Genomic DNA, 16,977 nt, shown 5'->3' on the forward strand with positions numbered 1-16,977 from the left:
CAGAGGGGTCTGACCCCCTTAAAGCAGTTGGAAACTAATTGTTTTCTTTATTTCCATCCTGCGCTGTTTCATTTTGTCCTGCTCCCTCTCCCTGGGGCTCCGATACTTCGGGCCGTTTTGGGAAGGTGATTTCCGCCTTATACAGATCCGCCTCTGTCGAGATCTTTAGGCTGCCATGCTGCAGCTCGGTAAATGTTTTCGCAATTGCCAGCCCCAGTCCGGAGCCTTCTGTATTTCTTGATGCATCACCCCTGACAAATCTGTCCGTTATTTCGTCTGTATTGAAGCTCAGCTCCGTGGCCGAAATATTCTTCATAGAGATATACACCTGGTGGTCCAGATCCTTCATCTCCACATATACACGGGTATGCGGCATCGCATATTTTGTAATATTCACAATTAGGTTCTCAAAAATCCTGTATGTTTTCTGGCTGTCCAGCCAAAGCACGATCTTGTGTTCCGGAAGGTTCCAGCGGAAATCCAGGTTTGTTTCTTTTATTTTATTATCATACTCCAATCCAACCTGTTTTAGCAAGTCAACGATGTCAACCCGCATAAAATTCATAGTTATATTCTTACTGGTTGCCTTGCTGATCTCAAATAAATCCTCGATCAGTACCTTCAGCCTAAGGGACTTGCGTTCCAGCACGTCAATGTACTCTTTCCTTTTATCATCGTCTGTTTCGTTCTTTACCAAATCCGTATACGTGATAATTGCAGTCAGAGGTGTTTTTAGATCATGGGAAACATTCGTGATCAGTTCTGTTTTCATCCGCTCACTCTTAACTTCCTCTTCCACGGCCTTTTTAAACCCGTTCTGAATCCTCTTAATCTCTTCCTGAATAGGGTTGAATATCCCCATATCTCCTTCAATTGGTGTGTCCAGATCCCCCTCTGCGAGCTGGTTTGTCGCACTGAGGAGCAGCTTATACTTTGATTGGATATCATTAAAATATTTTTTCAAAAAGATAAAAAGTGCAACAGAATAAATAATGAGTGCTACGATTCCATAATACCACAGGCTGCATACGACTACCAGAACAACAAAATTGATTGCGATAATCTTAAAAATCGTCCTGTTTGTTTTATCCTGGAAATCCAGGTGCATAAGCACGTCATACTGTCTTTTGCAGAACCGCTTAATACCGCCCCATATACCACCTGCTCCTTTCTTTACTTTTTCCCCATATTCATCACCGCCTTGTTTCATCCAGCGCAGAAACCTTACACATAAAGATCTCTGCTTCCAATATTCTTTTTTCATAGTTAACATCGCGCTCAGACTGACAAAACCCCAGAATGCAATGCCAAATATCAAAAACCACATAGCCACATTCATTATGGCTGACATTGCTGAATTCGGCGCTCCGCTGCTGCCTGTTATATACTCTGCAGCCCCGCCCCCCAGCGTAATCCAAACAACCTTGGCCGGATAATACATAGCACTTGCCAGTATGCACAGAACAATCACAACGATTTCAAACGGTGCACTGAATACTTTTTCTCCTCCGAACGCAAAACTCTTTTTCACAGAAAGTAATACCGCTGTCACTGCCAATACGGCTGCAAACAGGAACAAAAAACCACTGAACATAGAATTTGAGATCAGTGCAGCTACCGAAGTATCGATATGCAGCTCATTGCTATCGATATAAGAATTCAAGTTCTCCGCTGTCACACCATAAACGATCTGCACCTCTGTCGGCTCGGAAATCCCCCGCCATTCATAATTTATCACCTGCTGATCCAGAAGATACTGCTCAATCTCATATTCTGTCCTCTCGTCCAGCATATTCCCGTTCACCTGGATATCGGAGAGTTCTCCGTCATCCTGGAAAGTAAATGCCGCGCGAAAGGCATAAGCGGTATCCTCCTTTTTCACCAGATTTTCAAGTACTGACTTACTATTGCTCTCCAGAAGTGCGTTTCCATCCCAGTCGAACACTTCATAATCCATATATTTTCTCAAAAGGTCGAACCGGTCGCCGCCATACTTCTGTAATACATATGCTCTGTCAGTTTCCTCATATACCTCATTGTATAGTATATAATTCCCCTCAATAAGCCCGCCGGCTATCTGGATCACCTCGTCATTACTTACCTTGGTCTCATCCAGCCTATCCTGCATTTCCCTCGAAAATACAGGGTAAGCCAGCACCATCCCCACGGAACAGATAATCAATACCGCAATTGCCAGCAATACAGCCAGTCTATGACTGTTTCTCAATTTTGTATCCAACGCCCCACACCACCTTCAAATATTTTGGATTCTTTGGATCCACCTCAATTTTTTCCCGGATATTCCGTACGTGAACCATAATCGTATCCGTACTTATAGCCTTTTCCTGCCATACCCTTTCATAAATTTCTTCCGCAGAAAAAACACGCCCCGGATTCTTTGCCAGAAGCAGCAAAATCTTATACTCAATCGGTGTCATTTTAACCGGATTACCATCCACAAATACTTCCACCGTATCCTCATTGATCTCCAGGCCGCCGATTGCATGCACATTTTCCTTTGGTTCCAGCTTCTCCATGAACCTCCGGTAACGCCGCAGCTGTGAATTCACCCTCGCCATCAATTCCATTGGCGTAAACGGCTTTGTTACGTAATCATCTGCCCCGATATTCAGGCCCATGATCTTGTCTACTTCCTCGGACTTCGCTGAAAGCATAATCACCGGAAAATCATACTTCTCTCTCAGCTTCATTGTCATCCTGATTCCATCCATCCTTGGCATCATCACATCCACGATTGCAAGGTGAATCTCCTCTTTCTCCATAACTTCCAGGCCTTCCACTCCATCCGCAGCCTGAAACACCTTATATCCCTGGCTTTGCAGGTAAATCTGGACACCTTCCCTGATTTCTTTGTCATCCTCTACGATTAATATATGATTCGTTTCCATAACTTCCTCCTGATATTTTTTTTCAAAAGGGTCTGCCCCTTTTGCAGAGGGGTCTGACCCCTATACGTTTAACAGTATACCACATTTCGGAATATTTGCATTCGTTGGAAGCTCAGGAATGTTCTTTTTATTTACTTCACCGTAATTATGAGCTGCGACAGTCACTGTGGAGAACGGCAGCGGTATCACATATTTATCCCATCTCCAGGTCATTCTGAGTTTTGCAGAATAGGAAACGGAGATACCGACAAAGTCTTCTTCTGCCTGTTCAGACAGATAAAAGGCCAGTTTTTTAGGTTCATGCCTTGGCCCCAGGGGACCGTCAAGCGCTACGGCGATGGAACGGGTTCTTTCGTATGCGTTCTGCATGATTACTTTGAGCGCCCCGAAGCTGGCAAAACCGTCCGGCACTCTCAGGGCGTGGCCGCCGCTGCGCTCTATCATATTCTGAATATAGTCTCCTCTTTTATCAGCAGTCACAATTACATCGACAGGACTGGTCTGTTTCGAGATTTCTGAAAGTATCATGTTCATAAAAAAACTGTCCTCGTGCCAGAAACCGAATATCTGACTTCCGCCGCTTATCGAATTTTCGGCCCACTGTATTGTAACTGTTTTATTAAGAAGCTTTAAATAACCGATAAATAGATGCCCCAACACGTTCTGCCCGATTTCTCTCATTTTCATATGCGGATTCCTCTTTCTCTCTCTGATTTATACACTGTGCGTAAAGCATTTCTTCGTAAACGGCCAGTCTGGATGATCTGAATCCGGATGCAGTCAGCACGGCCTGCTCTTTCAATCTGCCATAGTTTTCTATTTCCATTGCCTCCATGATTCTCGCTGACCATTCTTCCGTGTCTTCCGCCGTCGCATATCCGTTTTTCCCGTTCACTACAATGTCCTCCACTCCGGTAGCATTGACCGCCACAACAGGAATACCTGCTGCAAAAGCCTCTGCCAGTACAATTCCCTGCGTTTCCGATTTGGAAGCAAACAAAAACAGTTCACAAGCCCCGAGAAAATGTTTCATTTCCTGATTCTCTACATTTCCTACAAATACAGTTTCCTCGGAAATCCCCAGTTCGGCAGCCATCTTTTCCAGTTCGGATCTCATGCTTCCTTCTCCGATAAACAATACCCGGAACGACTCATCCATCCGCTCTTTCAGCCTTGCGATCCCCTTCAGCATAAACCGCGGATTTTTCTCTTCCTCCAGGCGGGATACTGTACAGAACAAGTGCTTTCTCCCCTGCAGGTACTGCTGCCTGAGAGCCGTACATTTTTCTTCATCCTTTATATAAAAGGAATCTTCCAGCCCCGTGGGGAAAATCGCCGTTGGAGTCCTCGTTCCGCTCTTTCGCATCGCTTCCTGCATACTGAAGGTGGGCGCCAGTATCAAATCGCATTGGTTTGTAAACCACCTCATATATCCCGGCACTATCTTTTCTTTTCCCAGGCGGAATATCTCCTGCCGCACGGCACTCTTGTCCTCTACGGACTGAAACGGGCGTATATAGTGAAGATAATCCTCGTATTTTGTATGATACGTGTATATGACAGGCAGATCATACTTTTTCCCCAGGTATAAAGCAATCGGCCCCACAAACATCGGATGATGCACATGGATGCAGTCAAACTGTTCTTTTTCAAAGGCCTGAATGATCTCTCTGCTGATTATCCTTGGATATACCATACCGTTTTCCATTTTTCTGCTGCTGGTTTTGTAGCGGATGACACGCTCCCTGCGTGTTTGCTGCGGATCTTCGAACTGTTCTCCGGGCCGGATGTCTTCCGCCTGTTTATATTCCGGAGCAAATACCGTCACCTCATGTCCCAGCTTTGCAAGTTCTTTTGCCTGCCTTTCAACGGAAATGGGTACCCCTCCTACGAAAGGTTTATAATTATTTGTCAACATTGCAATCTTCATTCCTAACTCCTCCTCTGTCTGCACTTCTTCTGCCTTTTCACTGCGCCGCTTCGTCTCCCTGTCTATGCCAGCAGCTTAATTGCTGCATCGCCGAAAAAGTATCCGGCCCCGACAAATACCAGATTCCACAGGAAAATACCTACCGTTGAACTTACCGTATATTTCAGGAAATCCATCTTAACCATCCCTGCAGGTATGGAAATGATGGTCCGCACCATGGGCAGCAGCTTGCTGACAAACACACCGATGCAGCCCTTCTCACGCAGCATATCCATCTTCTCCTCTATCACAGCCTGATGTTTCGGAAATTTTTTGAAATAGAATCCCATCACCTTCGGGCCTCCCAGCCTTCCCAGAAAATACAGGAGCCAGCTTCCGGTCAGTCCCGCAAATACTGATAAAAGCATGACGATCGGAAAACTGATTTCCCCCTTTGCTGCCCAGATCCCTGCCAACGGCATGATCAGCCCTGCCGGGAAACCTGGAAGATTCATGTATTCCAATAAAACGATCAGGTAGATAAAAAAGGCACCATATTCAAGAAAATATTGAGTCAATGTTTGGATATTCATAGAAACAGCCTCCTTTAACTGTTTATAGAATAAAACAGATTTCTAAAGGAGGCTGGCATAAGAAGCAAAAGAAATTCTTAAGAAGTTATAAGATTTTATGAATCACGCCCCATCTTCCAAAACACCGGAATATAGGCCACAAAGGAATACAGCATGAATCCCCCGCAGAGAAGGATCATCCCATTCGCCGCACTTTCCGGCAGCTGCGGGAACAATATCAGCAGGAACATCACCACATACAGCACAGCGGTACACACTTTACCAAACCATTTTGCCCCATCCAGCATCTTCCCTTTCCGGAGCATTATGATCCCCATAATCCCCATAAATCCTTCTTTTACCACAAACAGTACCATCAGGGCAATCATATAAGGATACCGGAAACATAAAGACAGTACAATCGCTCCCTGGGTCAGCTTATCTGCGATCGGGTCCAGTGCCTTTCCCACCTTTGTAATCATATGGAATCTGCGCGCCACAAAACCGTCCAGGAAATCCGTGATCCCGGAGATCCCTATCATGACTGCCGCTATATAATAATCCGTCACAGTTTCCGCTGTCACATACCGCCATACGATTACCGGAATCAGCAGAATCCGGAAATATCCCATTAGGTTGGGTATTGATAACAGCTGTTTGCGTATTGGTATGTCTTCATTCATATTTTCCCGCTTCCTCTCTGCTCATTTTCTGCCATGCTTTTCTTCCCGATGCACTGCACCGAAGAGATCAGGCATGCGGTATATCCGTGTACTCTGAGATTTCCCTGCTGATCGTGCACAAATCATCCACGCTCAGATCATGAATATCTTCATGTCCGGTAATCCGCGCAAATGTCTTCAATTCTTCAAAACTGCAGTTCAGGAAATTCCCAACTCTCCTGGCCGCTGCATCTGACTTAAACCTTTCCCTCAATTCCGGATTCTGCGTTGCAACCCCTACCGGGCAGTTACCGCTTCCGCAGATGCGGAACTGCTGGCATGCGGCGGCAATCAGGCCCGCCGATGCAACAGCAACGGCATCCGCGCCCATCGCGATTGCCTTTGCAAAATCAGAGGACACCCGCAGGCCTCCGGTGATCACAAGGCTGATATCATCTGCCCCATTTTCCCTCAGATACTTTTTCGCACGGTAAAGTGCATAGATAGCAGGCACGCTGGTAGAATCCCTGACCAGCCTCGGGCTTGCGCCTGTCGCACCACCCCTTCCGTCGATGGTGATAAAATCCGGCTCCGCGTAAACGCAGAATTCCAGATCCTTCTCAATGCGCCCTGCGGCGATTTTAATCCCAATCGGACGCCCGCCGGAGGCCAGGCGGAGCTGAGCCACCAAATCTTTCAAATCCTCTTTATTGTTGATTTCTTCGAACTTTGATGGGCTGATCACATCTTTGCCCAGAGGCTTATTCCGAACCGCTGCAATCTCCGGCGTCACTTTTCCTCCCGGCAGGTGGCCTCCCATTCCGGGCTTGGTTCCCTGACCGATCTTCAGTTCAATGGCATCCGCGTTCCTTAGATTCTCCGGGGTTACGCTGTATTTATTCGGAACATATTCAAAAATATACTTATGCGCTGCCTCCATCTCTTCCGGGAGAATGCCTCCCTCTCCGCTGCACATGGCTGTCCCTGCCATTGCAGAGCCTTTGGCCAGCGCAATCTTTGTCTCCCTGGATAACGCGCCAAACGACATATGAGATATGTAAACAGGGCCTTCCAGCACCATGGGCTTTTCCGCATTTTTTCCGATCACCGTTTTGATACTTACAGGATCATGTTCATCCAACGGAGGCGGATTGAGCTGAGCACCCAAAAGCAGGATATCGTCCCAGCACGGCATCGGCATCTTCGTACCCATTGCCTCGATAATAGGTTTTCCACTCACTGCCATTTGATGGATCTCCTCCATATACCGACAGGAATCGTCCTTCCTGTAGAACTCCGGAGAATACGCCAGAGGATCAACATTCTTTTCCACAGAAGGAATCTCATGTTCCTTTTTTTCCTCTGCCTCCCCTTCCCTCTCAAATACACGAACCGGCTGTCTGCACACCGGACAGACCGTCAGTTCTGAAAAAGGCGCGTCTTCCTTCTCCTCATCATAAATAAATCCACACACTCCACATTTATACTTTGCCATATTGTATCCTCCTCTTTTCTGCATTTCTCTGCCGTTCTGATACCAGTAATTAGTTCTATTATAGCTGTTAAAATTTTCCGGGTCAACACAAAACAGGAATTATTATTATTTTCATACATTTTCTAAAAATAAAGCCCGCCGCAGAAAGACAGGATCTTTCCGGGCAGGCTCCTTATATAACCGGTTATCAGATTCGCTTATTTATGATATCGTCAATCATTTTTGACGCCTCATTTTTTGTAATTGTATCAGGATCCCACTCCAGCTGAATCCCATTGTTCAGGATCAGTTTCTTCAAAAAACCAATCTGTTTGGGAGTTGCAGGCATGGCTTTTTTCTGTTTATAACTTAGTGTTACCGGCTGAAAAAGTTTTGGCTCCTTCTCCTCAAAATAATGTGCCAGTGTCTGATAAAGCTTTGCCGTAGCCAGCGCATCATGATAGGCACGGTGGGCGGCACGATTCTCGATGTGGTAGTAATCACACAGACAGCCCAGGCTTTTCGATTCCATATCTTTATGTACTTTTCTCGCAATCCTGAGCGTATCAATTCCGGCGCGTTCAAAATCCAGTCCTTCTGCCATGGCGCCTACTTTCACAAAACTGTAGTCAAAAATAACATTGTGCCCGATGAGAATATCATCCCCGCAGAAATCCAAAAAGTCAGGAAGCACATTCCTGCTGCTTCTGGCGCCCGCGACCATCTCGTTGGTGATTCCGGTCAGCTCCGAAACAACCGGAGAAATGTTCTCTGTGGGGCGGACGAATTCCATAAAACGTTCCTGCACCTTACCATCGCGCACTTTCAGTGCGCCAATTTCGATGATTTCATTCTGTTCCGGGTTCAGCCCGGTCGTCTCCAGGTCAAATGCGATATATGATTTCAGCATACTGTTTCTCCTGTAATTATCCTTCCTGCAACAGCCTCAGGACATCGAAAAGGGTGTCAAATCGATGCCATGCCATTTCCAGAATCTTCTCGTCGGGTTCTACCAGATCCGGCACCATAATGGCGCGCATCCCCGCCGACACTGCGGACCGGATACCGGAAGGGGCATCCTCCAGCGCCACTGCATTGGCCGGGTCAACCCCGATCGCTACGCAGGCTTTCTGATAAATCTCCGGACTTGGTTTGCTGCATGTTACCATATCTCCAAATACCGCGCCGTCAAAATACTCCCACAGCCCCTGCTCCATCAGGAGCGTGCGTGCATGCTCTCTGCGTGAAGAAGTGGCGAGTGCTATTCTGTACTGCTTATCCGCCGCATATTTCAGGAGTTCCACCACTCCAGGTTTTATTTCCAGCCCCTCTTCAGCCACAATTTTATGGTATTCGCTGCGGGTCATCACTGAAAAATCCGCCATCGGGAAATCAGGATCCACATTTTTCCTAAAATATTCTTCGCGCCTCTTTACGTTAAACCCGATCGTATGATAGATATGATCCCCAAAATGTACATAGCCCAGCTCCGTCCCCACCCGTTCCCAGGACCGCTGTACGACTCTTTCCGAATTGAAAATGAGCCCGTCCATATCGAAGACAAGCCCATATACTGGTGGGTGAATTTGACTACTCAAAATAAATCCCTCTGCCGGTACAGTCATTGATATAGGTTACAACTTCCTCCAGTTTCTTCGCGGCCGACTGCATATCTTCCCAGTCATCACCGCGCAGTTCTTTGGAGACTATTGATTTTTTAACGTCCTTCAGTTTATGGATCAGTTCCTGATTCTTTTCCCCCATGAAATACAGCTCCCTTCTATACAGGCATTGCCTTGTTGGTGCCTATTGTAACATCTTTTTCGTACAAATCCAATTCCTACTGTTCACGGAATTTGATCGTCCCGCTCTCAGCATCCATACTTTCCACGATGGCCAGAGACTCCAGCTGGAAACCCAGATTCCGGATCATACGCCCGCCGGACTGGAAGCCCTTCTCAATCGCAATTCCAATCCCTTCAACCACGGCCCCCGCAGACTGCACAATCTGAATCAGTCCCTGCAACGCGCAGCCATTAGCCAGGAAATCGTCGATTATCAATATATGATCCTCCGGAGAAAGGAACTTCTGAGCAACGATCACATTATTCTTGCACTTATGCGTAAAAGACTCCACCTCAGCCACTAACATCTCCCCTTCCAGGTTAATGCTCTTGGACTTTTTAGCAAAAACAACCGGAACATCAAAATGCTTCGCCACAATGCATGCAATCCCAATCCCGGATGCCTCAATCGTCAGAATCTTATTAATCTGCTTATTCGCAAAGCGTTTTCTGAATTCCTTCCCCATCTCATCAAACAGGTCAATATCCATCTGATGGTTCAGAAAACTGTCCACCTTCAGAACATTCCCTTCCTTCACAATCCCGTCCTTTAAAATTCTCTCTTCTAAAAAGTTCATCCTTGTCCTCTCCTATTCAAAGGGGTCTGACCCCTTTGCTTTCCATTTTCTCCTAATTCTTGATTGTATGAAATATTTCAAAAACTTTACGCAATAAGAATGAGTTCAGCCAGGCTACCAGTGACACGCCGATGATCAGCCATACTGCAATGCCGATCAGAAGATTCCGTGTGTTCAAAAAGGTGATGATAACCGGCCCAGCCGTGATGATAAGCATTAATACTGTATATGGAAGCTTTGCTACGGATAACAGTACCGCATTTTTGAATGTATTCTTGATCGTGTTCTCATAGCGCGCCGTCAGAGGGAATACATAGATTACCATACACAGCCAGACTACGCCGAGCACTAAGAAGATGCTCTGGAATATGGTACGCATCGTTGACTCCATGACCGCGGAGAAACGGATATCGATTCCGATTATGATTCCAACGACCAGCAGAATCAGCCACATTATGGTGCTCTTTTTGAAGTTCTCCTTAAATGCCCCCAGAAATCCTTTTACAATATAACCTTCTTCGTTCTTTACCAGCTTCAGCATGACGGTATACATAGCGGTCGTGGATGCCCCGATTGTGATGATCGGAATGGAGCATATGATCCACATGATGTTCAGCAGCATAAAATCGCATACCCTGCTAAGCGCCCTCATTACAACGTTATCGGTCCAGTTCATTAAATCTTCCTCTTTTCTTTTTGTAGTATCCGAAAACCTCCCCCCTGAAGTATTTCGAAACATTTATATTTTGGTTTTACATAGAATAAAGTAATTATACTTTAAATGGAGTAACTTCTCAACTTCCTTTTTGAGAAAATCTGTGAAATTATCTGGTTATGTGATAGGAACGTGCTAATCTCTTTCCTATTATACAAAAAAGCCTTATATCAAAACCGGATCTCCGTTTGATATAAGGCTGTTCTTTAAGCGGGTGATGGGAATCGAACCCACGTATCCAGCTTGGAAGGCTGGTGTTCTACCATTGAACTACACCCGCGTCATCTCTGACACGAGTGATATAATATCATACCTTCCCACAAAAAGCAATACCTATAATCTAATTTTTTAATTTTTTAAATCATTTCTTTAAAATCCCGTAACTGTTCCGGCCTGCCTGAACAACTACAGGCTCTCCACACAATCAGCCTCCCTTGGGAATACCGCCGGTTTTCCCAAATTTCCTGAAAAACTCATCTCTGGGCAGAGGATGAGAAAAAAGAAATCCCTGCCCCATGTTGCAGTTAAAGCCTTTTAGAATGTCCAGCTGTTCATCATCTTCAATGCCTTCCGCGGTGGAAATAACCTGGTTCAGCTGTCTGCACATCTCGATCGAATTTTCCACCAGCACCCTTGCTTTCGGATTGTCCTTCAGGTTCTCTACCAAACTTTTGTCCAGTTTTAATTCCACAAAATCCATGTTTGACAAAATCGCAAGGTTTGAATACTGGTAGCCATAATCATCCAGCGACACAACAAAATGGTGTTTTTTAAGTTCGTCTATTAACCCTTGTAATGCTGAAGGTTCCATCTTGCTGATGCTCTCCGTGATCTCCAATACAAGCAGTCCTTCCGGAACCCCATATCTCGCCCTGATTTCAGCAAGACTCTGCACAATCCCCCGCTTCATCAGGCTGATACGGGAAAAGTTTACCGACACGGGAACGGGCTTCCCGCCTGCTGCCATCCATTCTTGCAGCATCCTGCATACTTCCTCGAACGCAAAGCAGTCCAGAAATGGGATCACGCCTTCCTTTTCATACAGCGTTATAAACTGTTCCGGCAGATAATACTCTCCGTCTTCCCCTTTCTGCCGAAGCAGGGCTTCCGCCCCCACCATCTCTCCTGTCTCCAGACAGATCTTTGGCTGCAGAAACACCTCAAACCTGCCTGTCTCTATCTCCCTGACAAGCTGCCTTGCCACAGCCTTATGATAGGCCGGCTTTCCTGAGATCATGCTGCCATAATAAGTCTGCTTCTCCAAATACATCATATTGTCGCTGCCGCCAATAAGCTCTTCCACATCAAAGGTTCCCTCTCCAAAGTTAACCCCCATAGAGAAATCACAGATGCATTCATTTTCTGCATACTTCTTCAGGGCTTCCAAACGGCTGTTAAATTCCGCCTTTGTACCATTCACATACAGCGCGATAAACTCGTCGCCGCCGATTCTGTATGCATTCTCCGGAAATGTCTGCTTTATCCCTTGTGCCACACTTCGGATCATTTTGTCGCCATAAGCATGACCATAGTGGTCGTTCGCATATTTCAGCCCGTTAATGTCACAGAAAACAACCCCCATCGATTTCAGTTTCTGTCCGCCCAGCTCCTTTAGTTTTTCCATATAAAAATTTCTGTTTCCGAGGCCGGTAAGCGCATCAATCCTGCCCATTTCCCCGAGTTTCATAATCATACGCCGCTTCTGTACGTCATTATATATAAAATGCGCAACCGACTGAAGAAGCTTGATATGTTCCACTCCGCGCGTCGGATCATCCACACCTATGAATCCATACAGCGTCTTCTCTCCGTCCTTCTGCAGTTCCGCCTCCCATATAGGCGCTGCCATCAGGCAGCCAATCCCCTGTTGATTGAGTATGTCCGCTTCCGGAGCCTTTTCCTCTACCCGGCTGCTAACAGACGGCAGATATACCGCCCCTTTATTGAGGAAAAGCTCCATCCAATGGCCGGTTACATCTCTCGGAACACGCTGCAGATTCTCCTTCTGGGGAATGACGCCCTCATTGCACCACTCATATGTATTGACCAGGATGTCGTCCTCATAATTGCATTCAAATATATAGGATCTGTCCGCCTGGAAAAATTCCCCAATAATGCGCAGCAGACCATTGATTGACATATCAATATCCTGATTCTCAGAAAGCATATGAATACACTGCACCAGGGTCTCTTCGATCGAAAGCTTTCTTTCCAGATTTTTATGGAGCTCCTCGCTCTCTGTGATATCCACGCAGATCTCCAGGCGGAACAAATGCCCGTCGATCTCAATCAGCTTATCCCGAAGGCTGAAATGCCTGCCCAGCTTTTCATTATAATGCTTCCATGTATAGAACTTATCTCTCATCAGATAACCATTCGTACAAAACTTACACGGTGCACTCTGCCCCTGCAGCAGTTCATAGCAGCGTCTCCCCTGGTAATCTTCGCCCGGTTTTAAATCCAGCGTATCCCTCATTGCCTGATTCAGATAAATGACCTCATATGTCTCAGGATCTGATATATATACAATATTTTCACTCTCATCTACAATAACGGGATAAATCTTATCCTTCTCAATCATTTATGTTCACCTGTCTTTTTCAATCATTCGCCATTGCCCAGCCCCTCCGGCGGCCGCCGTACCGGGCCTTTCATCTGCGTTAATCAAACCCATAAACCTTTTGCTTTATTATACAATACTTTATTGAGATTGGATACTAAAAAACAGATGTTGCGGTTATCTTTTTTCCCCGGACAGCACAGATAAAACACAAGAAATCGTCGCCCCCGGTTATTTTTCCGGCCGCAGAAATCTTTGAAATATGTATCCAGTCACAGGACCCCGTAAGAGACGGGCACCACTGTGCCCCATTTGGGATATAATACCTTAGAATCTCCTGAAAAGCAAAACAGAAACTATTACGGAGGAAATATATGAAACTATTATTCATCAACTCATGTGTAAGAGCAGAATCCAGAACATTGCAGCTGTGCAGGGCTTACATGGAAGGCTTACAAAAAGAATGGACCATTCAGGAAGTGGATCTGCAAAAAGAATCCCTTATGCCGTATACGGAACAAATGCTGGAAAAGCGGGCCGCAGATATCCAAAACCATGATTACTCGGCTCCCGGCTTCCAGTATGCCAGAGAGTTTGCACTGGCCGATGCGGTTTTGATAGGCGCACCCTATTGGGACCTCTCCTTTCCCTCTTCCCTGAAGGTATATTTTGAGCATATCTGCGTAAACGGAATTACATTCCGCTATTCCGAAGCCGGGCTGCCGGTTCCCATGTGCAGAGCCAGGGAACTTATGTATATCACCACCTGCGGCGGCTATATTGGGGAACGTAATTCGGCGGATCAATATATAAGAGATCTTTGCGGGATGTTTGGTATCGGTAAGGTTCGATTCTTTGCAGCGGAAGGGCTGGATATTGCGGAAAACAATGCAGCACTTATCATGGCCGGGGCCAAAAATGAATTAAGTAAATTGTAATTCCGGCTGCCAGCCATTGGTTTTTGACTTCTTGTCCCAAAAGTACTATAATTCATAAGACATTATAAAAAAGGGAGCTGAAAACATGAGCAAAAGAATTGAGAAGAAAAAACAGAAGAAGCAAGCAGTAACCGCGGCGTCCGCTGTACAGGTACCGGCTGGCAAAGCCAACTTATATATTCAATATCAGGATCAGGAATACCTGGCTGATGAAGTCATAGAAATGGTAAGAAAAAAGTGCATGAGTGAGGGGTTACCTGAATTGGAGGATCTCTCGATATATCTCAAGCCGGAAGAACGGAAGGCTTATTATACCTGCGGCGGAAACAGCGGGGCAGTGGAGATTTAAACGCAATCGACAGGACGGGGCAGCCGCAGACTGCTCCGCCCTGTTACGTTTCGTCATTGTCAATCACTCTTTTATTTTCCTTTCGGTATTCCTGTGGTGTGCATTTCATAATGCTGCGGAATACCTTTGTATAATAACTCTGGCTCTCAAATCCGGCCATCTGCGCCACCTGCATGATACTGCAGTTTTTATTTTCCAGAAAATCCAGGCTTCTTTTGACTCTGTACTTCTTCACATATTCCATCGGGCTCTGCCCCACCTGCCTTTTGAACATCCTGCAGCACTCCGTATTGCTGATGCTGCAAGCCCTGGCTATGTCGGTCAGATAGATTTTCTCCCCCATATGTTCCCGTATGTATTTGACTGCCTTATATATCAGCTCATTCTTAGGATTTTTACCGGGCCTGCCGGCTCCGGCGCATAGTACTTTTTCATACAGAATCCGCCAGCATTTGAGCAGCAGTATCTGTATATCCATTTCATACCCCGCTGCCCCGGCCGCAGAATATGATTCTGCCTCCAGCAGAATGGAGGCAATTTCTCTGTGCCAAAGTTCCCTCCCGGTAAGATGAATATCCGAAAATGCCTGGTCTCCGGAAAAATATGGGAAGATATAATTTTCAGAAATACGTCCCTCTGCATTGTATCCAATCAAGGACGGATGAAAGATTACGACCAGATATCTGCATTCATTCGTCCTGTTCCGCCGGTACGAATGGAGAACATTTCCATTTACCAAAACCCCTTCTCCTTCTGTCAGTGTATACTCTGAATCCTCCCCGATATAATCCAGGCGCCCCTCCAGAACAAGTATATATTCCAACTCCACATGCCAGTGCGACAGCACCTCACCATCCCTGTAATCCGAGATCTGCTTATAAGAAATAAAAAATGGGAAGTCCTCGTCTAAAAACATACCCGTCTCCATCTTCACTTCATTCCGTTCAATAAATTCCATAAATATCCTCCACAAATCGGCATCATCTGCCGGCGGTATTCTAATAGTCCGGTCTCACTTTACTTCTATTCCTACAGCGGCTTTTAAGCCCGCTTCAATTTGGTAAGATTTTTATAATATCCGTGCTGATAATTATATATTATCACCCTATACTTCATTATAATTATAATCAGAGAAAAAAGAAAGAGGTGAATAGGATTATGAAAAGATATGTGAACGAGAACCCCTTTTCCAGATTATTTGATACCATATCCGCTTGTATGAAACCTGTAATCCCGATACTGATGGCGGCAGGCATTTTAAAACTTTTGATCATCCTGATTGGATATACCGGTTTATTTACCCTCTCTCCCCAAACCGAAGATGTCCTTTCCGCGGTCAGCAATGCGGCCTTTTACTTTCTGCCGGTTTTTACGGCTTACTCATCGGCCTGCCATTTCAGAGTCAATCCCCTTATTGCCATGGTATCTGCGGCGGTTCTTCTGCTGCCCGATTTTATCGAGCTTTTAAACACGCAGGGAATGATCCGTTTTCTCTTTCTCCCTGTATACAAGGCTTCGTATGCATTTTCCGTATTGCCTGCTATCCTTTTGGTATACGTGATGTCAAAACTGACCGGGCTTCTGGAAAAAGTTTCTCACAAAACATTCCGGACATTTTTTATGCCGGTTATCACTATTACTTTGACATCTGTAATTGGAATTCTGTTCGTGGGGCCGCTCTGTACGGTCATGGGAAATAGGATTTCTTCGTTCATATTTGAATTGCAGGATATCAACCCGGTACTGTCCTGGGCCGTTTTTTCTGCACTTTCCCCATTTCTGACAATTACAGGGACGAGCTGGATCTTTACGGCTATTGTGCTGGAGAGCTTAGGGAATACCGGCATGGAGATCGGCTATATGGTGAGTTCCTTCATTTGTGTGACATCGATAGCCGGCGTGGCTCTGGGCACATTTTATACTGAACCCGGCTCACTGGAACGGCCCACTTACCTCTCCGTCGGACTCGTTGCGCTGTTTGCCGGCATCACAGAGCCGGCGCTTTACGGGATCTGTGTCCCCCAAAAATCTCTGCTTGCCGTGGCTTCTGCAGCCAGCTTTGCGGGTGGGATTTATCAGGGAATCTTTACACCGTGCAGTACGGTATACTCTTTCCCATCGGTGTCAACAGTACTCATGTTTTATCAGGAAGGCAATCCCTCCAATCTCTTCCATGCCATTGCCGCCGCTGCCATCGGATTTATAACAGCCTTTGCACTGACTATTACCGTCAAATATATCCGCGGATTAGCCCAAAGCAGGCAAGCACACCTCAGCTCCCCGCCTCCTCACTCATGAGGAGCTTGCACACTTTGGCGCCGCCGCGATGCCGCTTTGAGGCTATATAACTTATCGCGGCGTGTGCATCCCACGAAGGGTTTTATATAATAGGAAAGCCGCACACGTAAGTCATCATACTTCGTGTGCGGCCTTCACCTTTGCCAAGGCATTGCCTGCCCGGCAATTT

Annotated in this window: 17 protein-coding genes and 1 tRNA gene; 3 read left to right on the forward strand and 15 right to left on the reverse strand. The window is 46.0% G+C overall.

The window, feature by feature from the left end; translation table 11 throughout:
* Nucleotides 1–34 precede the first annotated feature (34 nt).
* The 14 genes from BN1938_RS09960 to BN1938_RS10020 form a co-directional block, all read right to left on the reverse strand.
* Complete coding sequence (locus BN1938_RS09960; protein WP_050640437.1) at nucleotides 35–2,239, reverse strand: sensor histidine kinase; 2,205 nt, start codon at nucleotides 2,237–2,239, stop codon at nucleotides 35–37.
* Complete coding sequence (locus BN1938_RS09965) at nucleotides 2,211–2,909, reverse strand: response regulator transcription factor (protein WP_050640438.1); 699 nt, start codon at nucleotides 2,907–2,909, stop codon at nucleotides 2,211–2,213. Before BN1938_RS09965 ends, BN1938_RS09960 begins: the two co-directional genes overlap by 29 nt.
* Nucleotides 2,910–2,969: 60 nt before the next feature.
* Nucleotides 2,970–3,596, reverse strand: a complete 627-nt coding sequence (locus BN1938_RS09970; RefSeq protein WP_173020112.1) for a lysophospholipid acyltransferase family protein — start codon at nucleotides 3,594–3,596, stop codon at nucleotides 2,970–2,972.
* Entirely contained in the window at nucleotides 3,529–4,839 is a 1,311-nt protein-coding gene (locus BN1938_RS09975; protein WP_050640439.1) for a glycosyltransferase, read from the reverse strand. The genes BN1938_RS09970 and BN1938_RS09975 overlap by 68 nt, the downstream gene beginning before the upstream one ends.
* Before the next feature lie 62 nt (nucleotides 4,840–4,901).
* The gene (locus tag BN1938_RS09980) at nucleotides 4,902–5,411 is read right to left on the reverse strand and encodes a DedA family protein (protein ID WP_050640440.1); all 510 of its coding nucleotides are present in this window, start codon (nucleotides 5,409–5,411) and stop codon (nucleotides 4,902–4,904) included.
* A gap of 95 nt (nucleotides 5,412–5,506) precedes the next feature.
* On the reverse strand, nucleotides 5,507–6,073 hold the full coding sequence (locus tag BN1938_RS09985) for a CDP-alcohol phosphatidyltransferase family protein (protein WP_050640441.1): 567 nt from the start codon (nucleotides 6,071–6,073) through the stop codon (nucleotides 5,507–5,509).
* Nucleotides 6,074–6,140: 67 nt separating this feature from the next.
* Complete coding sequence (locus tag BN1938_RS09990) at nucleotides 6,141–7,547, reverse strand: glutamate synthase-related protein (RefSeq protein ID WP_050640442.1); 1,407 nt, start codon at nucleotides 7,545–7,547, stop codon at nucleotides 6,141–6,143.
* Between the two features lie 187 nt (nucleotides 7,548–7,734).
* Nucleotides 7,735–8,436, reverse strand: coding sequence for a 3'-5' exonuclease (locus tag BN1938_RS09995; protein WP_050640443.1), 702 nt, complete (start codon nucleotides 8,434–8,436; stop codon nucleotides 7,735–7,737).
* 16 nt (nucleotides 8,437–8,452) lie between these two features.
* Nucleotides 8,453–9,124 carry an HAD family hydrolase gene (locus BN1938_RS10000; RefSeq protein WP_082202960.1) on the reverse strand — a complete coding sequence of 224 codons (672 nt, stop codon included), beginning with the start codon at nucleotides 9,122–9,124 and terminating at the stop codon, nucleotides 8,453–8,455.
* On the reverse strand, nucleotides 9,117–9,290 hold the full coding sequence (locus tag BN1938_RS23680) for a hypothetical protein (protein WP_167702498.1): 174 nt from the start codon (nucleotides 9,288–9,290) through the stop codon (nucleotides 9,117–9,119). The genes BN1938_RS10000 and BN1938_RS23680 overlap by 8 nt, the downstream gene beginning before the upstream one ends.
* A 76-nt stretch (nucleotides 9,291–9,366) precedes the next feature.
* Complete coding sequence (locus tag BN1938_RS10005; RefSeq protein WP_050640445.1) at nucleotides 9,367–9,948, reverse strand: xanthine phosphoribosyltransferase; 582 nt, start codon at nucleotides 9,946–9,948, stop codon at nucleotides 9,367–9,369.
* Between the two features lie 52 nt (nucleotides 9,949–10,000).
* The gene (locus BN1938_RS10010; RefSeq protein ID WP_050640446.1) at nucleotides 10,001–10,624 is read right to left on the reverse strand and encodes a YesL family protein; all 624 of its coding nucleotides are present in this window, start codon (nucleotides 10,622–10,624) and stop codon (nucleotides 10,001–10,003) included.
* 248 nt (nucleotides 10,625–10,872) lie between these two features.
* Nucleotides 10,873–10,943, reverse strand: a tRNA-Gly gene (locus BN1938_RS10015).
* A gap of 144 nt (nucleotides 10,944–11,087) precedes the next feature.
* Nucleotides 11,088–13,244, reverse strand: a complete 2,157-nt coding sequence (locus BN1938_RS10020) for an EAL domain-containing protein (protein WP_050640447.1) — start codon at nucleotides 13,242–13,244, stop codon at nucleotides 11,088–11,090.
* 353 nt (nucleotides 13,245–13,597) lie between these two features.
* Here BN1938_RS10020 and BN1938_RS10025 point away from each other — a divergent pair, with 353 nt between their 5' ends.
* Both BN1938_RS10025 and BN1938_RS10030 read left to right on the forward strand, forming a co-directional pair.
* Nucleotides 13,598–14,161, forward strand: a complete 564-nt coding sequence (locus tag BN1938_RS10025; protein WP_050640448.1) for an NAD(P)H-dependent oxidoreductase — start codon at nucleotides 13,598–13,600, stop codon at nucleotides 14,159–14,161.
* A gap of 85 nt (nucleotides 14,162–14,246) precedes the next feature.
* A complete protein-coding gene (locus tag BN1938_RS10030) occupies nucleotides 14,247–14,510 on the forward strand; it encodes a DUF6465 family protein (protein ID WP_050640449.1) in 264 nt (87 codons plus the stop codon).
* 43 nt (nucleotides 14,511–14,553) lie between these two features.
* On the opposite strand, the gene BN1938_RS10035 is transcribed toward BN1938_RS10030, so the two are convergent.
* Nucleotides 14,554–15,468 carry an AraC family transcriptional regulator gene (locus tag BN1938_RS10035; RefSeq protein WP_050640450.1) on the reverse strand — a complete coding sequence of 305 codons (915 nt, stop codon included), beginning with the start codon at nucleotides 15,466–15,468 and terminating at the stop codon, nucleotides 14,554–14,556.
* A gap of 200 nt (nucleotides 15,469–15,668) precedes the next feature.
* On the opposite strand from BN1938_RS10035, the gene BN1938_RS10040 reads away from it, so the two are divergent.
* On the forward strand, nucleotides 15,669–16,808 hold the full coding sequence (locus BN1938_RS10040) for a PTS sugar transporter subunit IIC (RefSeq protein WP_050640451.1): 1,140 nt from the start codon (nucleotides 15,669–15,671) through the stop codon (nucleotides 16,806–16,808).
* Nucleotides 16,809–16,977: the final 169 nt, after the last annotated feature.

The sequence above is a fragment of the Eubacterium sp. SB2 genome, assembly GCF_001244405.1.
Lineage (GTDB): Bacteria > Bacillota > Clostridia > Lachnospirales > Lachnospiraceae > Faecalicatena > Faecalicatena contortus_B.